The 20,826-nt window shown below is 60.3% G+C and carries 23 protein-coding genes and 1 pseudogene; 10 read left to right on the top strand and 14 right to left on the bottom strand.

What is annotated here, in order from left to right:
• Positions 1 to 14: 14 nt before the first annotated feature.
• From FPT12_RS05470 to FPT12_RS05460, 3 genes and pseudogenes are all read right to left on the bottom strand, one after another.
• Positions 15 to 149 (bottom strand): annotated as a pseudogene (locus FPT12_RS05470) (MFS transporter); the annotation flags it as partial.
• Between the two features lie 223 nt (positions 150 to 372).
• Positions 373 to 843 carry a cyanase gene (gene cynS / locus FPT12_RS05465; protein ID WP_145014987.1) on the bottom strand — a complete coding sequence of 157 codons (471 nt, stop codon included), beginning with the start codon at positions 841 to 843 and terminating at the stop codon, positions 373 to 375.
• Between the two features lie 35 nt (positions 844 to 878).
• Positions 879 to 1,538, bottom strand: coding sequence for a carbonic anhydrase (locus FPT12_RS05460; RefSeq protein WP_145014986.1), 660 nt, complete (start codon positions 1,536 to 1,538; stop codon positions 879 to 881).
• 110 nt (positions 1,539 to 1,648) lie between these two features.
• Between FPT12_RS05460 and cynR the strand changes: the two genes are divergently transcribed.
• From cynR to FPT12_RS05435, 5 genes are all read left to right on the top strand, one after another.
• Complete coding sequence (gene cynR, locus FPT12_RS05455) at positions 1,649 to 2,521, top strand: transcriptional regulator CynR (RefSeq protein ID WP_145014985.1); 873 nt, start codon at positions 1,649 to 1,651, stop codon at positions 2,519 to 2,521.
• A 99-nt stretch (positions 2,522 to 2,620) separates the two neighbouring features.
• Positions 2,621 to 3,283, top strand: coding sequence for a class I SAM-dependent methyltransferase (locus FPT12_RS05450; protein ID WP_145014984.1), 663 nt, complete (start codon positions 2,621 to 2,623; stop codon positions 3,281 to 3,283).
• Between the two features lie 112 nt (positions 3,284 to 3,395).
• Positions 3,396 to 4,529, top strand: a complete 1,134-nt coding sequence (rnd, locus tag FPT12_RS05445; protein ID WP_145014983.1) for a ribonuclease D — start codon at positions 3,396 to 3,398, stop codon at positions 4,527 to 4,529.
• On the top strand, positions 4,526 to 4,819 hold the full coding sequence (locus FPT12_RS05440; protein ID WP_019692499.1) for a YcgL domain-containing protein: 294 nt from the start codon (positions 4,526 to 4,528) through the stop codon (positions 4,817 to 4,819). The genes rnd and FPT12_RS05440 overlap by 4 nt, the downstream gene beginning before the upstream one ends.
• Before the next feature lie 127 nt (positions 4,820 to 4,946).
• Complete coding sequence (locus FPT12_RS05435) at positions 4,947 to 5,879, top strand: D-2-hydroxyacid dehydrogenase (RefSeq protein WP_145014982.1); 933 nt, start codon at positions 4,947 to 4,949, stop codon at positions 5,877 to 5,879.
• A 54-nt stretch (positions 5,880 to 5,933) separates the two neighbouring features.
• Here the strand turns inward: FPT12_RS05435 and FPT12_RS05430 are convergent, their stop codons facing one another.
• The gene (locus FPT12_RS05430; RefSeq protein WP_145014981.1) at positions 5,934 to 6,527 is read right to left on the bottom strand and encodes a nitroreductase family protein; all 594 of its coding nucleotides are present in this window, start codon (positions 6,525 to 6,527) and stop codon (positions 5,934 to 5,936) included.
• Between the two features lie 282 nt (positions 6,528 to 6,809).
• Here FPT12_RS05430 and FPT12_RS05425 point away from each other — a divergent pair, with 282 nt between their 5' ends.
• Both FPT12_RS05425 and FPT12_RS05420 read left to right on the top strand, forming a co-directional pair.
• Entirely contained in the window at positions 6,810 to 7,259 is a 450-nt protein-coding gene (locus FPT12_RS05425; protein WP_054596149.1) for a YcgN family cysteine cluster protein, read from the top strand.
• Positions 7,260 to 7,298: 39 nt separating this feature from the next.
• Positions 7,299 to 8,528 carry a hypothetical protein gene (locus FPT12_RS05420; protein ID WP_145014980.1) on the top strand — a complete coding sequence of 410 codons (1,230 nt, stop codon included), beginning with the start codon at positions 7,299 to 7,301 and terminating at the stop codon, positions 8,526 to 8,528.
• A gap of 49 nt (positions 8,529 to 8,577) precedes the next feature.
• On the opposite strand, the gene FPT12_RS05415 is transcribed toward FPT12_RS05420, so the two are convergent.
• The 5 genes from FPT12_RS05415 to FPT12_RS05395 all read right to left on the bottom strand — a co-directional run bounded on the left by FPT12_RS05415 (position 8,578) and on the right by FPT12_RS05395 (position 15,378).
• Entirely contained in the window at positions 8,578 to 8,886 is a 309-nt protein-coding gene (locus tag FPT12_RS05415) for a DUF2892 domain-containing protein (protein WP_145014979.1), read from the bottom strand.
• Positions 8,887 to 8,963: 77 nt separating this feature from the next.
• Positions 8,964 to 9,434 (bottom strand): RNA methyltransferase, encoded by a 471-nt coding sequence (locus tag FPT12_RS05410; protein WP_019692493.1) that lies wholly within the window; start codon positions 9,432 to 9,434, stop codon positions 8,964 to 8,966.
• A gap of 146 nt (positions 9,435 to 9,580) precedes the next feature.
• Positions 9,581 to 11,005 carry an efflux transporter outer membrane subunit gene (locus FPT12_RS05405; protein WP_145014978.1) on the bottom strand — a complete coding sequence of 475 codons (1,425 nt, stop codon included), beginning with the start codon at positions 11,003 to 11,005 and terminating at the stop codon, positions 9,581 to 9,583.
• Positions 10,989 to 12,155, bottom strand: a complete 1,167-nt coding sequence (locus tag FPT12_RS05400) for an efflux RND transporter periplasmic adaptor subunit (protein WP_145014977.1) — start codon at positions 12,153 to 12,155, stop codon at positions 10,989 to 10,991. Before FPT12_RS05400 ends, FPT12_RS05405 begins: the two co-directional genes overlap by 17 nt.
• Entirely contained in the window at positions 12,145 to 15,378 is a 3,234-nt protein-coding gene (locus FPT12_RS05395) for an efflux RND transporter permease subunit (RefSeq protein WP_145014976.1), read from the bottom strand. The genes FPT12_RS05400 and FPT12_RS05395 overlap by 11 nt, the downstream gene beginning before the upstream one ends.
• Positions 15,379 to 15,603: 225 nt before the next feature.
• Here FPT12_RS05395 and FPT12_RS05390 point away from each other — a divergent pair, with 225 nt between their 5' ends.
• Together FPT12_RS05390 and FPT12_RS05385 are read left to right on the top strand one after the other, a co-directional pair.
• Positions 15,604 to 16,008, top strand: a complete 405-nt coding sequence (locus tag FPT12_RS05390; RefSeq protein WP_145014975.1) for a hypothetical protein — start codon at positions 15,604 to 15,606, stop codon at positions 16,006 to 16,008.
• A 77-nt stretch (positions 16,009 to 16,085) separates the two neighbouring features.
• Entirely contained in the window at positions 16,086 to 16,496 is a 411-nt protein-coding gene (locus tag FPT12_RS05385) for a hypothetical protein (protein ID WP_054596156.1), read from the top strand.
• A gap of 82 nt (positions 16,497 to 16,578) precedes the next feature.
• On the opposite strand, the gene FPT12_RS05380 is transcribed toward FPT12_RS05385, so the two are convergent.
• The 4 genes from FPT12_RS05380 to FPT12_RS05365 all read right to left on the bottom strand — a co-directional run bounded on the left by FPT12_RS05380 (position 16,579) and on the right by FPT12_RS05365 (position 19,872).
• Positions 16,579 to 17,949, bottom strand: a complete 1,371-nt coding sequence (locus tag FPT12_RS05380; RefSeq protein ID WP_145014974.1) for a HAMP domain-containing sensor histidine kinase — start codon at positions 17,947 to 17,949, stop codon at positions 16,579 to 16,581.
• Positions 17,927 to 18,610 carry a response regulator transcription factor gene (locus FPT12_RS05375; protein ID WP_123582215.1) on the bottom strand — a complete coding sequence of 228 codons (684 nt, stop codon included), beginning with the start codon at positions 18,608 to 18,610 and terminating at the stop codon, positions 17,927 to 17,929. Before FPT12_RS05375 ends, FPT12_RS05380 begins: the two co-directional genes overlap by 23 nt.
• A 151-nt stretch (positions 18,611 to 18,761) precedes the next feature.
• The gene (locus FPT12_RS05370; protein ID WP_054596159.1) at positions 18,762 to 19,136 is read right to left on the bottom strand and encodes a YajD family HNH nuclease; all 375 of its coding nucleotides are present in this window, start codon (positions 19,134 to 19,136) and stop codon (positions 18,762 to 18,764) included.
• A 49-nt stretch (positions 19,137 to 19,185) separates the two neighbouring features.
• Positions 19,186 to 19,872, bottom strand: coding sequence for a spermidine synthase (locus FPT12_RS05365; RefSeq protein ID WP_145014973.1), 687 nt, complete (start codon positions 19,870 to 19,872; stop codon positions 19,186 to 19,188).
• 117 nt (positions 19,873 to 19,989) lie between these two features.
• Here FPT12_RS05365 and FPT12_RS05360 point away from each other — a divergent pair, with 117 nt between their 5' ends.
• The gene (locus tag FPT12_RS05360; protein WP_145014972.1) at positions 19,990 to 20,280 is read left to right on the top strand and encodes a hypothetical protein; all 291 of its coding nucleotides are present in this window, start codon (positions 19,990 to 19,992) and stop codon (positions 20,278 to 20,280) included.
• Here FPT12_RS05360 and FPT12_RS05355 read toward each other — a convergent pair.
• Positions 20,277 to 20,750, bottom strand: coding sequence for a cyclic nucleotide-binding domain-containing protein (locus tag FPT12_RS05355; RefSeq protein ID WP_054598263.1), 474 nt, complete (start codon positions 20,748 to 20,750; stop codon positions 20,277 to 20,279). The genes FPT12_RS05360 and FPT12_RS05355 overlap by 4 nt on opposite strands.
• Positions 20,751 to 20,826 lie beyond the last annotated feature (76 nt).

Genomic DNA, 20,826 nt, shown 5'->3' with positions numbered 1-20,826 from the left:
CGGTGTGTCCCTGATCAATCAATGTGTTTGGCGTAATGCCGTGGGTCAAAGCGCAACACCATCAGAACCATCAACAGCATCACTACCGTCAGTGACCACCAGGCCCATTCGAAACTGCCCAGTTGATCGCGAATCATCACGACGATCATCAGCCAGACAGCGGGACGGGAGGTGGCGCGAACGTTTTCCATGATGAAACCTTGAGAGACAAGGTCTGGATTAGGCGGGGCGGGGGGGAAGTCGGCAACTCAGAAAGTGATGTGTCGTATTTAAAAATTAAATAACAGGCTCGGCGTGCGCTTCGCGCGTTGGCAGGCAAGCCCGCTCCTGCAGGTCAGTGGCACCTTGCGGGGGCGGGCTATGGCGTTTTTGTCAGAATGGTTTGGTTGGCAGGTATTTGCCGTCCAGAGTGATCACTGCGCGGGAGCCGCCGTCCGGATCTTCGACTTTCTTGATGTCCAGTTTGAAGTTGATGGCGCTGATGATGCCATCGCCGAACTGTTCATGGACCAACGCCTTCAAGGTCGAACCGTACACTTGCAGCATTTCGTAGAAACGGTAGACGGTTGGATCGGTCGGGATACCGCCCTGGATGCTGCCGCGCAGAGGCACGCTTTGCAGCAGGCGGCTGGCGTCCTGGTCCAGTCCGAGTTTGGCGCAGACCACCTCGGCCGCATCAGCCGGCAGCGGGTGCTGGCCAAGCAGGGCGGCGGTGACAAACGCCAGGCTCAGGCCGGTGCCGTCGGTGAGGTCCTGCCACGAGAGGTTTTTACGTGCCTTGGCGTCGATGATGGTGTCGGCGAGGGCCAGGCGTGGGGCTTGAGCGAATTGAGATTGCAGCATGGTGATTTCCTCTTTCGATACGTAAAAAATAGGGGTTAGGCAGCGTTTGGCTGTTTGCGAGGCAGTGCACAGGTCGTCGGGTGTTCGGCGAGCGAAACGAAGCGCTGAGTCGCCCCGTCCAGCGCGGCAATCGATCCGCTTTCGATGTCGTAGACCCAGCCGTGCAGGTTCAGGCGCCCCTGTTCCAGGGCCAGTGCAACTGAGGGGTGGGTCTTGAGGTTGGCTAGTTGGGCGACCACGTTTTCCCGGACCAGCGAGTCGAGGCGCGCTTGCGCCGAGGCATGAGTACGAGCGGCGTTGACGACCTTGGCCGACTCGGCGTGCCGCAACCAGTTGGCGACGGCGGGCAGGTGATCAAGGCATTTGCAGGTCGAGATGGCGGTCATTGCGCCGCAGTCGGAGTGTCCGCAGATCACGATGTCGCTGACCCCGAGCACGGCGACGGCGTATTCGACGGTGGCCGACACACCGCCCGGCTCCGGGCCGTAGGACGGCACGATGTTGCCGGCGTTACGGATGACGAACATGTCACCGGGTTCTTGCTGGGTCAGCAGCTCCGGGACGACGCGGCTGTCGGAACAGGTGACAAACAATGTGCCAGGGCTTTGGGTGGTGGCGAGTTGCTTGAACAGTTCGCTGCGTTCCGGGAACGCATCGCGTTGAAACTTCAGGAAGCCGTCGATGATGTCTTGCATGGCGTGTTCTCCTTGCGTCGTTGATGGGGGCAAGGATGAAAGTTTTCAGCTATAGCGTCCAAGACCGGCTTATTATAGTTTCAATAAGTAGTACCTATAGTTGGAGTGCCATGCTGTTACGCCATATTCGCTACCTGCTCGCGGTCGCCGAGCACCGCAACTTCACTCGGGCTGCCGAGGCATTGCATGTCTCGCAGCCGACGCTGTCGCAGCAGATCAAGCAACTTGAGGATGTCCTCGGTGCACCGTTGTTCGATCGCTCCGGGCGCACGGTGCGTTTGACCGATGCCGGCGAGGCGTATGTGCGTTATGCGCGGTTGGCCTTGCAGGACCTGGAGGCGGCCAAACGCGCGATGCACGACGTTCAGGACCTGACACGCGGCTCGTTGCGGCTGGCCATGACGCCGACCTTCACCGCTTACCTGATCGGCCCGTTGCTGGCGCGTTTCAACAGCCTGTACCCGGGTCTCAACCTGAGCGTCGAGGAGATGACCCAGGACCAGATCGAGACCGCGCTGGCCGAAGACCGACTGGACCTCGGCATTGCGTTCACCGGCAGTCACCTGGCGGACATCGACAGCCAGACGCTGTTTGCCGAAACCTTGAGTCTGGTCGTCAGTGAGACGCACCCGGGGTTTGTCCGACAGCAATCACTCGATGCACGGGCGCTGGGCCAGCAGTCGCTGGTGTTGCTCAGTGGCGACTTTGCAACCCGTCAGCACATCGATCTGTATTACCGACAGCAAGGCATCGCGCCACGCGTCGCCATCGAAGCCAACTCCATCAGCGCGATTGTCGAGATCGTTCGTCGCGGGCAACTGGCGACCATTCTCCCCGAGGCCATCGCCCATGAACTACCGGGGTTGCGTCCGCTGGCGCTGCAACCGGCGTTGCCACAACGCACGGTGGCCTTGCTCAGTCGCAAGGGCGCTTATCGCAGCGCGGCGAGTGAGGCATTCCGGGCGCTGGTCAGTGTTCAGTGAACGGGTGCGGTCGCCAGCCACTGGATTAAACCTTTTTTTCACGCGAAGCTTGATAACCTGTCGCCAGTCAGTCGTTTCCTTTATCAAGAGTCGCCAGTTATGTCTGCGCAACCCCCCTCCTCAGTCGAGCACGAATTTGCTCGACGCTACGATCAGGAGCACGCTCGAGTCTGCCTCCAGCCGCATCCCCGTGGGCTGGTGCAGCGGTTTTTGCAGTGGCGTGGCAAGCGACTGGTGCGGCGCGCACTCAAGGTGGCCGGCGAACCGGGGCTGATTCTCGATGTGGCCTGCGGGGCAGGGGGTAACTGGCCGGTGCTGGCCGAACACACCAACCGGGTGATTCTCGCCAGCGACCCGTCCCAGGAAATGCTCAACCACGCCCAGACTCATCATCCGGCCGAGCTGCTCAAACGGGTCAAAACCTTTCAGAGCTCGGCATTCACCATCGGTTTGCCGGAAAACGCCGTGGATTGCATTTTTTGCATGCGGTTGTTTCAGCACATCGAAAACAGTGAACATCGCCTGGCGATACTGCGTGAGTTTCACCGGGTCAGTCGCGACGCGCTGATCGTGTCGGTACAGCGAGACGGGTACTTCAAGCTGCGTGCGCGGTTCGGCGAGGATGCACAAGCGCATCAACTGGCAACCAAGGCCGAGCTTGAGGCAGAGTTCCGGCAAGCGGGCTTCAAGACGCTCAAATACCTGGACACCTTGCCTGGCAGCGACCTGCCGCGAGTCTACGTGCTGCATAAAGCCGACTAGCTGTCCTATTCTTCTCGAGCAGCGGGAGTTTCGCTCAAGCGCTTGCTCAGTCAGTGCGCGGAAATCGCCGGGGCCGATATATACTGCGTGCCATTCTTCAAGGGAGAGCCGTGTGGCCATCGATATTCACTGGATTCGCGACAACGATAGCCTCGGTCAGTTTTGCGCCCAATGGCAGCAGTTGCCGTTCGTCGCCCTCGACACCGAATTCATGCGGGTCGACACCTTTTATCCGATCGCCGGCCTGTTGCAGATTGGCGATGGCGAGCGGGCTTTCCTGATTGATCCGCTGACGATCGACAACTGGCAACCGCTGGCCCAATTGCTGGAAAACCCGGCAGTGGTCAAAGTGCTGCACGCCTGCAGCGAAGACCTCGAAGTCCTGTTGCGCCTGACCGGCAGCCTGCCGGCGCCATTGTTCGATACGCAACTGGCGGCTGCCTACCTGAACCTCGGCTTCTCCATGGGCTACTCGCGTCTGGTGTCGGAAGTGCTCGGCATCGACCTGCCCAAGGGTGAGACCCGTTCCGACTGGCTGCAACGTCCACTTTCGGAAACCCAGATCAGCTACGCCGCCGAAGATGCCGTGCATCTGGCGGAGGTTTTCGTGCGTCTGCGGCCGAAGCTGTCAGACGACAAGTACGCCTGGGTCCTGGAAGATGGCGCCGAACTGGTGGCCAACCTGCGCCGCGAAGTCGACCCTTACGAGGTGTATCGCGAGGCCAAGCTGGCCTGGAAGCTGTCCCGCGCCCAACTCGCCGTACTGCGCGAACTCTGCGCCTGGCGCGAGCACGAGGCCCGTGCCCGCGATCTGCCGCGCAACCGCATCGTGCGTGAGCATTCGTTGTGGCCGCTGGCACGCACCCAGCCGGATAATCTCGGCGCGTTGGCGAAAATCGAAGACATGCACCCGCGCACCGTGCGCCAGGACGGTGAGTTTCTGCTGGGCTTGATCAAGCAAGCGGGCAGTGTCCCACCAGACCAGTGGCCGCCAGCGGTGCCAGAGCCCTTGCCGGTGGAAGCCGCGGCACTGGTCAAGCGTCTGCGGGCGCTCGGTCAGGTCGAAGCTGAACGCTTGAACATTGCCCCGGAACTGATGCTGCGCAAGAAAACCCTCGAAGCCTTGCTCAAGAGCGGCTTCCCCGAGGGCCCTTACCAATTGCCTGATTCGCTGCGTGGCTGGCGCCGCGAATTGATGGGCCAGGCCCTGCTCGACTGCCTGGCCACTGCCGGAGAACAGCCTTGAAACGTATTTGCTCTATCTACCGAAGCCTGAAGAAAAACGAGATGTACCTCTATGTGCTCAAAAGCGATGCACTGGAGCGCGTCCCGGAGAACCTGCTGCTGGCGTTCGGCAAACCGCATCACGCCTTCGACCTGGTGCTGACCCCCGAGCGCAAACTCTCGCGCGAAGACATCACGGTGGTCCTGGAAAACCTCGACAAGCAGGGCTATCACCTGCAAATGCCACCGGCCGAAGACGAGTACATCGAGCACTTGCCGGAAGAGCTGCTACGACGCAATGATCCGGTTTGACGGATATCTGTAGGGGCTCTGTCCAGAGCCTCTGGAAGCAATGGAATTGAATATTTTGGCGAGGGCCGCGAGCGAGGGAGAAACACTTCTTCGGCGGTCTTGTGCACTGTTTTTGAAGGTTTGAACCATGCGCGTTCTGATTGCCGAACACGACCACGCTGTATATGCCCAACTGTTGCGTCAGGCCGCGCCTGAACTGCAAGTACTGACCAGCGGCGACTCCGCTGAATTGGCCAGCCTGGCCGCCGACTGCCCGGTATGGCTCGGCCAGCCGGACCTGTTGGCGACGCTGTTGCGTCAAGGTCATGAGCCTCAGTGGCTGCAATCGACCTGGGCCGGTATTACACCGTTGCTCGCCGACGGCTTGCCACGCCACTACCGGCTGACCCGTGCGGTCGGGATTTTCGGTCAGATGATGGCTGAATATGTGCTGACCTACATGCTTGGCCATGAGCGCGAAGTGCTGGCGCGACTGGTCAGCCAGGTCGAGCGCAAGTGGGATAACCGTCTGGGCCAGAGCCTGGCGGGGCGCAAGGTGCTGATCGTCGGTACCGGTGACATCGGTCAGAGCGTGGCGCAGTTCCTGGTACCTTTTGGCGTCAAGCTGTACGGGATCGCCAGTTCGCCGCGCGAGCAGGCGCCGTTCATTGAAGTCGCAGGGCTGGAGGATCTGGGGCGCCTGGTCGGTGAAGTCGATTACGTGATCAACCTGCTGCCGAATACGCCGAACACTCACGATCTGTACAACGCCGCGTTGTTCAAGCAGTTCAAGTCGACCAGTTTGTTCATCAACGTCGGGCGTGGCGTGGCGGTAGTCGATGCGGATCTGGTAGAGGCCCTGAAAGAAGGGCATCTGGCGGGTGCGGTGATCGACGTCTGCCGTCAGGAACCGTTGCCGCAGCGCCATCCATTCTGGACCGCCTGGGGCTTGCTGCTGACCGGCCACAGCTCGGCACCCACCTCACCGCCGATGATGGTGCAGTTGTTTGTCGAGAATCTGCGGGCGTATCAGGCCGGTGAAGCGTTGCGCGGTGAAGTGGATTTCACACGGGGCTACTAACCCCAGAAGCAAGATCGTTCCCACGCGGGAGCGTGGGAACGATCATCTCAACCTTCAGAGGGTGAAGTCGCCTTCAGCCGCCAGCTCGCTCAATGGGCGACGCGGGCTTGGGACTTCCCGGGCTTGCAGGTAATCCGCGAGAGTTGCCTTGTCACCCAGCTTGCCGATCGCGACTGCCGCGTGCAGCGCGTAACCTTCAGGAATATTCAGCTCCTTGCGGGTCAGCTCCTGATCGAAACCGGCCATGCCGTGGGTGTGCCAGCCGCTGATAGAGGCTTGCAGCGCCAAATGGCCCCAGGCGGAACCGGTGTCGAAGGTGTGCCACAGGGCGGCGGTTTCTTCGGTGGCGCCTGGCGCGGTGAAGGTGGTTTTCGAGATCACGATCACCAGGGCCGAGGCGTGTTGCGCCCAGCTGCGGTTGAACTCGTTCAGCAGACCCAGGTAACGCTCCCAGTTCGGCGTGTCGCGGCGCGCGTAGAGAAAACGCCATGGCTGCGAGTTGTAGGCCGACGGTGCCCAGCGAGCCGCTTCGAAAAAGCTCAGCAGAGTTTCTTCAGGGATACTTTCATCGGTGAAGGCTCGCGGCGACCAGCGATCAGTGAACTGTGGGTGAATGGCATATTCGGCAACGCGGGGATTAGCGCTCATGGACGAGTTTCCTGACTACGTTTATGAAGGAAAAGTTGAGTAAAAACCGACGCGCGCAGTTGAGCTGGGCAGTGAGGTTGTTCAGACCCGGGGTAATTGCCCTGAATGCAACGCGGTAGAGCGTTAATGGCACCTTGGCATGGGTCGTTGCGACTCGCAAAGCTACTTCGCGGCGGCATAACTGACAAGTTCTGTTCTACCGGCAGTCGCCAGCACTTGGCCCGCAGGGGCTGGGGCACTAGACTGGCGGCCTTTTCACCACCTGATGTTGATGCTTGAGCCATGGCCGCCAAAGTCGAACCTTTCTGGATACGCAAAACCCTCGAACAACTCGATCAAGAGGAGTGGGAGTCGTTGTGCGACGGGTGTGGCCTGTGCTGCCTGCAAAAGCTTGAGGACGAAGAAGACAACAGCGTCTACTACACGCGCATCGCCTGCAAACTGCTGGACCTGAAAACCTGTCAGTGCACCGACTACGCGAACCGTCGCGACTCGGTGCCGGACTGCATCCAGCTCACGCCGGGCAAGGCCGACCAGTTCAAGTGGCTGCCACCGACCTGCGGTTACCGCTTGGTCAGTGAGGGCAAGGACTTGCCGCTTTGGCATCACCTGGTCTGCGGCGATCGGGATGCCGTGCACCACGAGCGCATTTCCCAGTCCGGGCGCATGCTCGCCGAAGGCAGCGTGGCTGAGGATGATTGGGAAGATCATCTGATTTTCCGGGCGGGTTAAGCACCTGTCGTAGTACGAGCAAATCACGAAGGAGTGTGTATGGCTGTTGGGTTGAAGCTGCCGATGGTTTTGTCGTTGCTGGTGCTGAGTTCACCGGTATGGGCGGCAAAAAAAGTCGATCTCGATTACCACGTACGATTATTGCCGCAAAGCGATCAGGCTGAAGTGCGCTTGACCCTGGCACGTGGCTCGGCGGTGCACAGCCTGGATTTTGATCTGGGCGATGGCAGCCAGTACAGCGACTTCAAGGCCGATGGTCAGTGGCAACTCATGCCGGGCAACGCGGCGCGTGGCGTCTGGCATCCGGGCGCTGACAAGGCCAGCCTGACCTACCGGGTACGCATCAGTCACACCTTCAAGAATTCCAGTTTCGATACCCGCATGACGCCGAATTGGGCGTTGATGCGTGGCGATGACCTGGTCCCGGCGGCGCGCCTGGATCAGCAGGACGGTGTCGAGCTGGTGTCGCGGCTGGAGTTCGAATTGCCGGAAGGCTGGAAAAGCGTCGAGACTTCCTGGCCGCGGGTCGGCAAGAACCGCTTTCGCATCGACAACGTTGCTCGACGGCTCGACCGGCCTACGGGCTGGATGCTCGCCGGCAACCTGGGCAGTCGTCGCACACGCCTGGGCGAAACCGAAGTCACGGTCGCCTCGCCGCAAGGGCAGGGCATGCACCGGATGGACGTGTTGACGCTGCTGACCTTCGTCTGGCCGCAAGTGCAGGCGCTGTATCCGCGTCATCCCGGCAAGCTGCTGATTGTGGGAGCCGCCGACCCGATGTGGCGCGGCAGCCTGGCCGGGCACGAATCGATTTATCTGCACAGTCATTTGCCGTTGGTCAGCGAAAGCGGCAGCAGCCCGTTGCTCCGTGAGTTGGCCCAGGTATTGGGGCGAATCAAGGACAGTGATCGCAGTGACTGGATCAATGAAGGCTTTGCCGAGTACTACGCGATTGAACTGCTGCGCCGTGCCGGCGGCATGAGCGATGATCGTTATCAGGTGCTGGAAGATAAAATGGCCAAGGCCAGCCATCATGTCAGCACCCTGCGCGGCGATCAGCTCAGTGCGGCGCAGCTCGCCAAAGCGGTGTTGCTGCTACAGGAGCTGGACCGCGAAATTCGCTTGAAAACCCGTAACAAGCGTTCGTTGGACGACATGTTGCGCGGCGCCATGGACCTCGGGCGGGTGAGCACCAAAGAGTTTGTGGTGTTGGCCGAGAGCATTATCGGGGAACCGTCGAAAGTGCTGGACACCGAGTTGCTTCGCTGACGGCCTGATCAACGCTGTTGATCGTTCCCACGCGGGAGCGTGGGAACGATCATTTATCTTCGTTGGTTTTCAGGTTTTTCAGTTCTTCACCGGCCCGTTCGATTTTCGAGCGGACGTTGTTCATGTCCTGACGACTTTTTTCGAAGAAGCTTTTTGCCGAACTGTGACCGGTGATACCGCGGGCCAGGGCTACACCGCCGAGCGCCACCTCGATCAACCCGAACACGCCACCACGGCGCAGGCCTTTGCCGATCATCACCACACCGCCGGCCGTGCTCGCGATGCGTTCCCAGCCCTGGACGTTTTGCGTCGGTGGCGTCTGGAGCCGCGTGGGTTCTACGCGTTTGATGTCGCTCATGATCTGTCTCCTCAAGGGCAATGGCTATACAGCTGACTGTGCGGTCGGCCGTCTTGTTCCATCCCGCGCTCAGCGTATCAGCGAAATTTTGGACCGGAACGGGTGTTATTGCCCTTGGCCATGCGGTCGTAAAGCACCACGTTGACGGTAGCGGCCAGATTCATGCAGCCGGTGGTCGGGATGTAGACCACGTCTTCGCACCACTCGCGAATCTCTTTATCGAGCGAACCGTCTTCCGGCCCGAAGATGTACAGCGCACGGTCCGGGTGGGTGTACTCGGGCAACGAACGGGCGCCATCGACCAGCTCGACCGCCACCGGGACGCAGCCCAGCGGGAGGATTTTCTTCAGGTCGTCGATGCCGATCAGCGGAATGTCGTGGTGGATTTTCTTGGTGTCGGTGACAAAGTCACGGGCGCGTTCATAACGCTTGCCGGTGTAGAACACCGACGCCACGCCGTAACAGCCGGCGGCGCGCATCACCGAACCGACGTTCTCCGGTGATTTGGGGTTATACAAACCGATGCAGCTGTACCGTTTGTTTGCCACGAGCGGGGTGCCCTTCGAGAAAAACCGCGATTATACGGGGATTGGGTGGGAACGGTCAGTTTCGAGATTGGCGGTGCGTGGGCAATGGCTCTCGCGAGCTTGCTCGCGATAGGGCCGGTACATTCAGCGTCAATCTCGACTGTCGGTCAGCTGCCGTTGCTCCAACCGCCACCCAACGCCACGACCAATCCAACGCTCGCCTGCAACTGCCGGGTCTGCAGATCCTGCAAACGTCGTTGTGCCTGCAGGGCCGAGGTTTGTGCGGTCACTACGTCCAGATAGTTCACGGCTCCGGCTTCATAGCTGTTCATGGCCAACGTCTGAGTCGTTTGCGCGGCATGTACGGCTGCCTGCTCATCCTCCGCCTCACGCTGCAGGTCACGCATTTGCGCGAGGTTGTCTTCGACTTCGCGTACCGCTCGCAACACCTGACTGCGGTAATGGGCGGCCGCTTCTTCAAATTCGGCCTTGGCCTGACGCTCGTTGGCATCAAGGCGACCACCGTCGAAAATCGGCAGATTGACCAACGGCCCAAGCGCCCAATAGCGGTTGCCGGCAGCCAGCAGATTGCCGCTGCCGGCGGTTTGCCCTCCAAGCAGCCCCGTCAGGCTGAAGTCCGGGTACCAGGCCGCTCGGGCGACACCAATGCCGGCGTTGGCGGCAAAGACTCTTCGCTCGGCTGCCGCGACATCCGGGCGCCGTTGCAACAAGGTGCTTGGAAGCGCGCCGGGTATCGATGGCAGATTCAAGGCCTGGCTGTTTGCGTCCAGATGGAAATCACTGGCCGGTTGGCCAACCAGCTCACCGATCGCATGTTCGGTCAGATTGCGTTGCGCGCGGACATCGTCCAGTTGTGCCTTGGCCTCGGCCAGTTGGCTCTGGGCTCGGGTCAGATCGAGTTCCGAGGCGATTTCTCCCTGATAGCGGTCACGGGTCAGTTGCAATGCCTGGCCGTAATCATCGAGAGAACTGGCGAGGATCTTGCTCTGGGCATCGAGGCCATTGAGCTGGACATACAGCGTTGCCAGTTGACGTTGCAAGCTCAAACGAGCGGCGGCGAGGTCGTCGGCAGAGGCTTGGGCCTGGGCATCGCCTGCGGCCACCTGGTTGCGAATCCGCCCCCACAGGTCGAGGTCGAAGCTCAATGCAAAGCCTGCGGTATTGCTGTTGTACACCGACGGTTGGCTGGCCCCGCGTAATGGTCGGTTGTCCGACTGGCGCTGGCGCAGCGGCTGGGCACTGGCGGTGACCTGTGGGAACAGCCCGGCATGCAGTTGGCCGGCATAAGCCTGCGCTGCATCAAAGTGCGCGAGGGCTGCCGCCAGGTCCGGGTTGGCCTTGAGCAGTTGCTGTTGCAGGTTGTCCAGACGCGGGTCCCGGTACAACTGCCACCATTGCGAAGACAGCTGTTCGGCGGGTTTGGCCATGTGCCAGGGACCGTCGCTGGTCTGTTCGCGGTATTGCGCGGGCAAGTCGATCGGCGGCGCCTTGTAGCTTGGCGCCAGCGAACAGCCCTGCAGAGTCAGCGCCATGGACAGCACTGCGGCGAGAGGTTCAAGCCTTGGGCGCATGAGAACCTCCAGCGTCGGCCAGTTGTACGGAGTCGCCTTCACGCAACGCGTCCGGTGGGTTGTCGACGACACGGTCGGCAGGCTTCAAGCCCTGGTCAATGACCAGCCGTGCGCCCAGGTCCAGACCGATATGAATCTCGCGCAGGTGCACATGGTTGTCCGGGTCAAGCACTGCCACTTGAGTGCCCTGCGCGCGGAAGATCAGCGAGCTGGCGGGAATGCTCACGCCATGAGTGTCGGCCGGAATCTGCAGAGTGGCTTCGGCATAATCGCCGGGCAGCAACGCCCCGTCCGGATTGTCGGCGACAAACTGTGCGAGCAAGGTCCCGGAGCGGCGGTCGACGGCGGTGGAGTCACCGATCAGCCTGGCGCTGAAGCACTGGCCGGGGTGTTCCGGCACAATCAATTCGGCTTGCATGCCGGGACGGATCACGCTGGCGTAGTTCTGCGGCACCGGCACATACAGGCGCAGCTGATGGGTGTCGGCGATGTCGAACAGCTCCGGATCGCTGTCGCTGTCAGCCTTGATCAACTGGCCGATGTCAGTGTTGCGAGCGGTGATGGTCCCGGCGAACGGGGCGCGAATGGTTTTGTAGTCTTCCAGCGCCGAGAGCCGGGCGTAATCGGCGGCGGCGGCCTGGGCGTTGGCCTTGGCCGCTGTGGCGTTGGAGCGTTTTTCATCGGCTTCCTGACGCGACACCGAATGCGTCGCCAGCAGGTTTTGCCAGCGGGTCGCAGTGGTTTCGGCGAGGCGTGCGTTGGCCTGCTCCTGGATCAGCCGTGCATGGGTCTGCGCGACCTGCTGATCGAGGTCCGGGCTGTCGATTTCGCCGAGGATCTGCCCGGCTTTGACCGGAGTACCAATGTCGGTTTTCCAGTCCTTGAGGTAGCCGCTGACCCGGGCATGAATCGGTGCCTTGCTCCAGGCTTCCAGATGCGCCGGCAGACGCAGGCTGTCGCCATGCACATTCTGTTGCGGCTGGAACACGCTGACCAAGGGCATGGCCGCCGTTTCGGTCCAGGCGGCAACGGCTTTTTCATGGCGGGTGCGGGCAGCCAGGCCGTTGGCGACCAGCAGCGCGGCCAGGGTCAGGCCGCCGACACCGACCAGCATCAGACGTTTGCGCGAAGGTTTTTGATCAGGCGACATGAGAGCTTTCTCCAGCAAAATTTTCTTCAGCAATAGCGCGAGATTGACGTCCGTGGACCAGGCTGAACACCACCGGAACGAACAGTAGAGTGGCAGTGGTCGCGAGGATCAGGCCGCCGATGACGGCGCGGCCCAGTGGTGCGTTCTGTTCTTCGGACAGGGCCAGCGGCAGCATGCCGATAATCATCGCCAGGGCCGTCATGCACACCGGGCGAAAGCGCGTGTAGCCGCCTTCCAGCGCTGCCTTGAGGGCATCGCCATGTTCCGCCAGGCGTTCGCGACAGAAACTCACCACCAGAATCGAGTTAGCGGTAGCCACCCCCATGCAGAGGATTGCCCCGGTCAGTGCCGGCACCGATAACGAGGTGCCACTGAGAAAGAGCATCCAGACAATCCCGGCGAGCGCCGCGGGGAGGGCGGTGATGATCACGAACGGATCGACCCAGGACTGAAAGTTGACCACGATCAGCAGATAGATCAGCACCACCGCACCCAGCAAGCCGAAGCTCAGCCCACTGAAGGCTTCATGCAGGGCGTCGATCTGCCCGTGCAGGCTGATCACCGAGCCCTTGGGGCGCAAGGAAGCGGTGTCGTCCAGAACTTTCTGGATGTCCTTGGCCACGCCGCCGAGATCACGGCCCTGCACGTTGGCGTACAGATCCAGGGTCGGCATGACGTTGTAGTGGCTGACGACCGCCTCGCTCTGCACCCGGGAAATACTCGCCAGGCCGCCGAGGATCTGCGAGCGGCCGTCACTGCCGGTGACCGGCAAGGCTTCCAGCGATGGCAGGCTGTCCAGGCGATATTGCGGGGTGGCCGCGACCACTCCATACGACACGCCGTTGGCCGGGTTGAGCCAGAAGGTCGGCGCGACCTGGGAGCTGCCGGCCAGGGACGCGACCATGCTGTTGGTCACGTCACGCTCGGTGATGCCCAAGCCGTTGGCCCGTAGTCGATCGACCTTGACTTGCAGCGACGGATAACCGGTGGACTGCTGGATTCGCAGGTCGGCAATCCCGGCTACATGTTGCAGCCGCCGCTCCAGCTCCACCGCATAGGCCCGGTTGGCATCGCTATTGGGTCCGGAGATTTTCACGTCCAGCGGCGCCGGTGCGCCGAAGTTGAGGATCTGGCTGCTGATGTCCGCCGGCAGAAAAGCGAAATGGCTGCCGGGGAAACTTTCGGGCAAGACCTCGCGCAGCCGCTTCACGTAGTCGGCGGTGGGGCTGTGTTCTGTTTTGAGGGTCACTTGAATGTCACCATCCTGTGGACCGATGGTGCCGCTGTTGCTGTAGGCCATGTCGATGCCGCTCAGCGGGATACCGATATTGTCGACGATCGTGTCCAGTTGCTCGGCCGGAATGATCTCGCGAATGCGTGCTTCGATCCGGTCGAAGGCCGCAGCGCTTTCCTCGATCCGCGTGCCCAGTGGCAAGCGCACATGCAAAGACAGCGCACCGGCGTCGGTGGCCGGGAAAAAGTCCTGGCCCAGGCTCGGTAGCAGCGCAAAGGAAGCCAGGACACAGGCCAGAAATCCCAACAGGAACCGCTTGCGGTATTCCAGAGCCAGTTCCAGCAGTCCGTAGTAGGTGTCCCGCAGGTTGGAAAATCGTTGTTCGAACCCCTGCTGGAAATTCAGCAGTGCTTGCAGCAATGGATGCCGAGGCGTGTGGTGATGTTCGCCCTCATGATGATTGATGAATTCATCTTCCGGGTGATGCCCCGGACCTTGCTCGGGCACATGGGGTTTGAGCAGGAACATCGCCAGGGTCGGCACCAGCGTCCGCGAGAGGATGAACGAACTGGCCATGGCGAAGATCACCGCCAGGGCCATCGGCCGGAACAGGTATCCGGCGATGCCCTGCAGCAGGAACATCGGCACGAACACAATGCAGATACACAGCAACGACACGAAGGCCGGACCGACAATCTGTTTCGCACCGTCGAGGATCGCGGTCTTCACGGCCTTGCCTTGTTCCAGATGCCAGTTGATGTTCTCGATGGTCACCGTGGCATCGTCCACCAGAATCCCCACCGCCAACGCCAGCCCTCCAAGGGTCATGACGTTCAGGGTCTGGCCGCTGACGGCCAGCAGGGCGATGGCCGACAGTACCGCCAGCGGAATCGAGGCAGCGATGATCAGGGTCGAACGCCAGCTGCCAAGAAACAGCAGGATCATCGCGCTGGTCAGCAAGGCGGCGATGATGCCTTCCCGGGCTACGCTGCCCACCGACTGTTTGACGAACACCGAAGCATCGCCCAGCAGTGAAGTCTTGAGCGATGGCGGCAGGGTTTCATTGATGCGCGGCAGCATCTGGCGAATGCCGTCGATGATCGACAGGGTGGACATGTTGCCGTTCTTCAGGGCCGGCATCAGCACGGCGCGTCGGCCGTCGACCCGTACGATATTGGTCTGTGGCGGTGAGCCGTCACGCACGTGGGCCACCTGGCCGATGGTGATCAGCGCGCCGTCGACCGTCTTGATCGGCAGGTCGTTGAGTTCGTCGATGGCTTGCGGGCTGTTGTTGAGCAGCACTGTGTATTCGTTGGGGCCGAGCTTGGCGGTACCCACCGGGATGATCTGGTTTTGAGCCGCCAACGCGTTACCCACGTCCTGGGCCGAGAGCCCCTTGGCGGCCAGCGCCTGAGGGTCGAGGTCGAGAGTGATCTGGCGCTGTTTGCCGCCCATGGGGGTGGGGATCGCCAAGCCCGGGACCGACGTCAGTGGCAGGCGGATATTGTTCTGCACCAGGTCGCGAATTTTCGCTTCCGACAGGGTCGGGCTGGAGAACGCCATCTGCAGGATTGGCACCGTGGAGGCGCTGTAGTTCAGGACCAGCGGCGGGGTAATCCCCGGGGGCATCTGTTTCAGGACTGTCTGTGACACCGCCGTAACCTGGGCATTGGCGGTACGGATATCGACGCCTGGCTGGAAGAAAATCTTGACGATGCCCATGCCCGGCAGCGATTGCGACTCGATATGTTCGATGTCGTTGACCGTGGTGCTCAGGGAGCGCTCATAGGTATAGATCACCCGTCCGGCCATATCCTGCGGGGCCAGTCCGTTGTATTGCCAGACCACTGCAATCACCGGAATGCCAATGTCGGGGAAGACATCGGTAGGTGTGCGCAGCGCAGCCATGGGCCCGATGATGCAGATGAAAATTGCCAGCACGATAAACGTGTAGGGCTTTAGCAGTGCAGTCTTTACCAGCCCGAGCATGCCGTAAACCTCCGAGGAGTTGAGTTGCAATCCTCGGCAGTCTTGCGGTTGCAAACTAACAATTTGCCTTCATCGGGATGAAGAAACTTTTACCGATTTCCTGAAAATCCTTTCACCTGAATTCATTTGTCTGCACCTGCCTGTCTCGCCACTCTGACGCTCAAGCCGATGGGCTGCTTTCAACCCTGCCGACGACATCGGCTGTCACTTGCGAGGTTTTCTTCAATGACATTCAAACCCCTGTTACTGATTTCAAGTCTTGGTCTGGTCGGCCTGTTGTCCGCCTGTGCGGGGCCGGTCCCCAAGTCCGATCCGAGCGAAGCCTGGATTGGTCTGCAACAACCCTCGAGCAGCAGTTTGCTGGCGGATCGGGTCGATGGCCGGCGAGTCAACGATGGTCGCTATTTCGAGGTCAAGCCTGGCGCTCATCGCCTGCAGATGACGCTGCTGACCGGGGCAGATGGCAGCTCGGTTGAGCCCACTTGCATGGGGCATCTTCAATACAGCGACTTTCAGGCAGGTGAGCATTACCAGATAAATACGTCGAGCGAGGGGCTGTCCGCCAGCGCCCGCCTGATGGATTCTCACGGCAAGCAAGTCGCGCAAAGCGACCGCTTCAAGTGTTTGTAGGCCAGCTTTCCAACGATTGCTGATTGACCTTCAGGCATGCCGGGGTCTGTGTTTTTTACATGAGAGAGAGTCATTCGATGACACTTAAACAACTGTTGCTGATTCCTGGCCTGAGCGTGGCCTGTCTGTTGTCCGCCTGTGCCGGCCCGATGCCAAAACCTGATCCGGGCATGGCCTGGATCGGGCTTCGGGATGAGGCGCCCAATGACATGCTGGCAGAACGGGTGGATGGCAAACGTATCGATGACGGACGCTTTTTCGAAGTGACCCCCGGTGCTCATGATCTGGCCGTGACGCTGTTCGAGATCCCGAGTGGTGACTCGAACCAGCAGGACTGCCAAGGCGAGGTCCGCTACAACCAATTCAAGGCGGGCGAACACTACACACTGGTGGAGTCGAGCCTGGGGCAGGAAGTCAGTGCCCGTCTGGAGGACTCCCACGGCCAGCAAGTCGCGCAGACTGGCGACTTTAGATGCATGCCGGGGTAAGCACTTCCAGAGGGCTATCGCGCGCGACTGAAACTGGCCAGGTCGGCGCACTATGGCTTTGCCCGAACCGGATCTAACCAGATCAACAATCCAGAACCAGCCGAGCGCCTCCATGCTCACGGGTTCCGACCTCCAGTCTGAACCCGTGCAGATCGATGATCGCTGCGACAATCGATAGCCCCAGTCCGAAGCCGCTCTGCTGGTGAGTGCTGTCGCAGCGATAGAACCGCTGGAATACCGCCTCTCGTTCAGCGGGAGGAATTCCCGGGCCGGAGTCCAACACTTCGATCCGTGTGCTGCCTTCATGACTGACGGCCTTGAGGATGACCTCACCGCCGTGCGGTGTGAATTTGATCGAATTGCTCAGCAGGTTGGCCAGCGCTTCGAACAGCAATGCCCGGTCGCCGTCCAGGGATGGCAGCGATTGCGGTAGCTGCAACAGCAGGGTGAGTTGGCGCTCCTCGGCAAGCGGCAAATAGAAGTCATGAACCTCCTTCAACAACGTCATTGGATCGAACTGGATGAACTCGGAGCGACGCTGATGATCTTCCAGTTCAGAGATGCGCAGCAGGCCGCGAAAGCGCGCCATCAACGTATCGGCTTCGGCAATGACCTTGTTCATTTGCAAGGCTTGCGGCGAACCTTCACTGGCCTGTTGTTGAATACGGTAGAGCTGTGTCCGTATATGGGTGAGGGGGGTGCGCAAGTCATGTGCAATGTTGTCGCATGTACCTTTGACTTCATTCAGCAACCGCTCGATGCGTTCAAGCATGGCGTTGGCGATAGCGGCGAGCATATCCAGTTCGTCGCGTCGATCCGACAGCGGCAGGCGATGGGTCAGTTTGCCGGCGACAATGGATTGCGCACTGGCCTGAATCGCTCGAATCCGGTGCAGTGGGCGGCGGCGCAACAGTTGCCAGGCCGCGATACCGGGAATGATGGTCAAGGCAATACCCCAGAGCAGCGCATGCCAAATGATCAGGGTGACTGCGAGTAATGAACCGTTATCCCGAACCAGTACCAGCCAGCGGTCATTCTGGATGTGGGTCGCGATGGCATAACAACTGGACTGCGGCAGCGCGGGATCGTCGGAATCTACGCAACTGTTCAATTCGTGAATATGGCCGTCCAGCGGCAGTTGTGCAGGGATTTTCCGGATTGCTCCGTTCAGCGGTTTTTTTTGGCGGTCGAATACCCCAAAGGCATCCACATTCGGCATATCGAACTGCATGCTGGTGGTCAGCGCTTCGATCAGTTGATCGCCTTGAAAACGCGAGAGCAGGTGCTGGCGCTGCATCAACGAGTGTTTGGCCAGACGGTTCATGTAGCCGGAAACTTCGTAATAGAGTCCGCCCATCAGGACACCGCTCCAGATCACGAACAACGTACTGTAGAGCGCCAGCAAGCGACTGGTCGAAGAGCTCCAGCCTTTAGAGGGGGTCAGCAATGACATAGCCCGAGCCTCGCATCGTCCGGATCAAGGGAGTCAGGCCGGGAGGATCGATCTTCTTGCGCAGGCGCCCGATATGCACGTCGATCAGGTTGGTTCCCGGGTCGAAGTGATAACCCCATACTTCTTCGAAAATCATCATCCGCGAGAGAACTTGTCCCGGATTGCGCATCATGAATTCCAGCAGTTTGTACTCGGTAGGCAGCAGACTCAGCGGCTGACCGGCACGATTGGCTTCGTGGCTGATCAGATTGAGCTCCAGGTCGGCGACTTTGAGGGTGGTTTCGAACTTTCCGACCGGGCTTTTACGCCGTAGCAGCACTTCGACACGCGCTGCCATCTCATCGGTGGCGAACGGCTTGGACAGGTAATCGTCGCCACCTGCGCGCAAGCCGCGTACGCGTTCGTCAATATCGGAGAGGGCACTGATCATCAGAATCGGCGTCGCCACGCCGATGGCTCGCAGCGTGGTGACAATGGCCAGGCCATCAAGCTCGGGGAGCATGCGGTCGAGCGTGATCAGGTCGTAATTGCCACTGACGGCACTCACCAGGCCTTCACGGCCATTGTCCACCCAATCCACTTCAAATCCGTGGCTTTGCAACTCGGTTGCAATTTCCCTGGCCGTCACGGCATCGTCTTCTATCGTCAAAATACGGGACATTTCGGTTACCTAATGAAAAGATCATTACCGGGTGTCCAATTTTGCCAATAAAAGTTGCCAGACTTTCTGATGAAAGTTTCATGTTGAATACAAGCAGCTTGCGGCAGGTACCGAGTTTCAAAAGCTCCTATGACGTTCGGGATATTGCACGTCAGTCGTCTTTTTTCATCAACCCGGCCAACGCGGCAAACGGGTTATGCGTCGCCTTGGCGATTTTCGGCGTGCTCAGCGAGCCGTCGCCGAAGTACTGCTGGTCGGTGTAGCGCGAGTGTTCGTTGTCGTGGCAGTACAGGCACAGCAGCTCCCAGTTGGAGCCGTCTTGCGGGTTGTTGTCGTGGTTGTGATCGCGGTGGTGCACGGTCAGCTCGCTCAGGCGTTTGCCGGAGAACTCACGGGCGCAGCGCCCGCAAACGTGCGGGTACATCTTCAGGGCCTTGTCGCGGTAACCCATTTCACGGTCGCGCTGGGCGTCGGCGAGGATGCGGTCCAGTTTGGCCGTGTTGGAGGGAGGCGTTGACGAACTCATGGGTTCACCTTTGTAAAAAGACTAATGACGGTTATGAGGCAAGTTTAGCTCAGCTCTTGAGCTTCTCGGCAATCCAGATCGTGTGCCGGGTGCCTTTGTTGCCGTGGGCGAAGACTTGCACTTCTTCGGCTTTGAAGCCGGCTTTTTTCAATTTGTCGGAAAACTGCCGGTCAGCGCTGGCCGACCATACCGCGAGCACGCCTTTGGGGCGCAGGGCCTTGGCGCAGGCGCTCAGGCCGCCGGCCGAGTACAGCCAGCTGTTGGCTTTCTGGGTCAGGCCTTCGGGGCCGTTGTCGACGTCGAGCATGATCGCGTCGAAACCTTGCGGCTCGGCCTGCAGGACCTTGGCCACGTCTTCCATGCGGATCACCGTGCGCGGGTCGAGCAGCGGTCGCCCGGACTTTTCGCCCAGCGGCCCACGGTTCCACTCGACCACCCCTGGCACCAGTTCGGCGACCACCACTTCAGCGGCCTTGCCCAGGTGCTTGAGCGCCGAAGCGAGGGTGAACCCCATGCCGAGGCCTCCGATCAGCACCCGTGAATTCGGCCGGCCGGCGACCTTGCGGCAAGGAATCTCGGCCAAGGCGTCTTCGGAGCCGTGCATGCGGGTGTTCATCAATTGTCCGCCGTCACCGCCCTGGATCTTGATGACGAAATCTTCGCCGTACTCGAACAGGCACAGGGCACCGCCGTTTTCGGGGATCGGGGTGGTGTCGAGCAGAACGAAACGTTTCATGGGGCTCTCTTTAAGGAGGGAAACTGGTATCAGGGAGGAGAAACCGGCATTGAGAAGGGCAATCTTGCGCGGTTGGGAGTAGCCTTAAGGTCACAAGCAAGGGCAACGGAGCCATTGATGAAGTGCACCATTCTAACGGTCATTGTATTGGCCGCGCTCTCGATAAGTGCAGCGCAGGCGCAAGAGTTGCAAGCGGTCCCTGTTACACCGTCAGCGGCCCCCGGTTCACCCGGCACCGCAACCCCCACGCCATACCCGCAGATTACCCCGACCACGGTGCCCAAGGTCGGCAGCGGTAGCGGTGGTGAACCGTTGTTGCCACCGATCGAAATGCCTAACCCGCCCAAGGACCAGACCTTGCCGGGGCTTGAGCAGATTCAGCAAAAAAACAAATCCCCCGGCGGTTAAATCTGTTGCGAGAGCAATTGGCCGTCGGCCATGCGCAGGCGTTTGGACAGCGACACGGCGATGGCGCGGATGATTTTCGCGGCAATTTTCGGTGCGTCGTTGAGCATCTTTTCCAGCGAGTCCTTGCCCAGGTTGAGCAGTTGGCAATTGCTTGCCGCCACGCAACTGGCCGAACGCCGCTCGCCGTCGAGGACGGCCATTTCGCCAAATGCCCGACCGCTGCGCAGCGTTGCAATCGTCACCGGCTTGCCGTCGCTATTGGTTTTTTGCACCGCCACCTGACCCGAGTGAATGATGCACATGAAGCTGCCGGCATCACCTTCGTGGAAGATCTCCTGGCCCTCGGCGATGGTGCTGATGCTGAAGTAGCCGGCAGCCGCCGTGAAATCGGCCAGTTGCAGCTGATCGAACAGGCCACAGTCCATCAGCCAGTCGCGAATTTCTTTGTTCAACAGGGTCGGTTCTGACATGTCATCACAGTCTTTTTCTTGTGCTTTACATTAGGGCATGCAGGCCAGCGGCCCAGTGTTAAGACCGGGCCGGCAG

The sequence above is a fragment of the Pseudomonas sp. H3(2019) genome (assembly GCF_007713465.1).
Classification (GTDB): domain Bacteria; phylum Pseudomonadota; class Gammaproteobacteria; order Pseudomonadales; family Pseudomonadaceae; genus Aquipseudomonas.
This window is presented reverse-complemented; position numbering and strand designations above follow the sequence as displayed.

Bases quoted from the DNA above. Each gene is read 5' to 3' on its own strand.
- cynS (WP_145014987.1), bottom strand. From the start codon at position 843: ATGCTGCAATCTCAATTCGCTCAAGCCCCACGCCTGGCCCTCGCCGAC.
- FPT12_RS05460 (WP_145014986.1), bottom strand. From the start codon at position 1,538: ATGCAAGACATCATCGACGGCTTCCTGAAGTTTCAACGCGATGCGTTC.
- cynR (WP_145014985.1), top strand. From the start codon at position 1,649: ATGCTGTTACGCCATATTCGCTACCTGCTCGCGGTCGCCGAGCACCGC.
- FPT12_RS05450 (WP_145014984.1), top strand. From the start codon at position 2,621: ATGTCTGCGCAACCCCCCTCCTCAGTCGAGCACGAATTTGCTCGACGC.
- FPT12_RS05435 (WP_145014982.1), top strand. From the start codon at position 4,947: ATGCGCGTTCTGATTGCCGAACACGACCACGCTGTATATGCCCAACTG.
- FPT12_RS05430 (WP_145014981.1), bottom strand. From the start codon at position 6,527: ATGAGCGCTAATCCCCGCGTTGCCGAATATGCCATTCACCCACAGTTC.
- FPT12_RS05425 (WP_054596149.1), top strand. From the start codon at position 6,810: ATGGCCGCCAAAGTCGAACCTTTCTGGATACGCAAAACCCTCGAACAA.
- FPT12_RS05420 (WP_145014980.1), top strand. From the start codon at position 7,299: ATGGCTGTTGGGTTGAAGCTGCCGATGGTTTTGTCGTTGCTGGTGCTG.
- FPT12_RS05415 (WP_145014979.1), bottom strand. From the start codon at position 8,886: ATGAGCGACATCAAACGCGTAGAACCCACGCGGCTCCAGACGCCACCG.
- FPT12_RS05405 (WP_145014978.1), bottom strand. From the start codon at position 11,005: ATGCGCCCAAGGCTTGAACCTCTCGCCGCAGTGCTGTCCATGGCGCTG.
- FPT12_RS05400 (WP_145014977.1), bottom strand. From the start codon at position 12,155: ATGTCGCCTGATCAAAAACCTTCGCGCAAACGTCTGATGCTGGTCGGT.
- FPT12_RS05395 (WP_145014976.1), bottom strand. From the start codon at position 15,378: ATGCTCGGGCTGGTAAAGACTGCACTGCTAAAGCCCTACACGTTTATC.
- FPT12_RS05390 (WP_145014975.1), top strand. From the start codon at position 15,604: ATGACATTCAAACCCCTGTTACTGATTTCAAGTCTTGGTCTGGTCGGC.
- FPT12_RS05385 (WP_054596156.1), top strand. From the start codon at position 16,086: ATGACACTTAAACAACTGTTGCTGATTCCTGGCCTGAGCGTGGCCTGT.
- FPT12_RS05380 (WP_145014974.1), bottom strand. From the start codon at position 17,949: ATGTCATTGCTGACCCCCTCTAAAGGCTGGAGCTCTTCGACCAGTCGC.
- FPT12_RS05375 (WP_123582215.1), bottom strand. From the start codon at position 18,610: ATGTCCCGTATTTTGACGATAGAAGACGATGCCGTGACGGCCAGGGAA.
- FPT12_RS05370 (WP_054596159.1), bottom strand. From the start codon at position 19,136: ATGAGTTCGTCAACGCCTCCCTCCAACACGGCCAAACTGGACCGCATC.
- FPT12_RS05365 (WP_145014973.1), bottom strand. From the start codon at position 19,872: ATGAAACGTTTCGTTCTGCTCGACACCACCCCGATCCCCGAAAACGGC.
- FPT12_RS05360 (WP_145014972.1), top strand. From the start codon at position 19,990: ATGAAGTGCACCATTCTAACGGTCATTGTATTGGCCGCGCTCTCGATA.
- FPT12_RS05355 (WP_054598263.1), bottom strand. From the start codon at position 20,750: ATGTCAGAACCGACCCTGTTGAACAAAGAAATTCGCGACTGGCTGATG.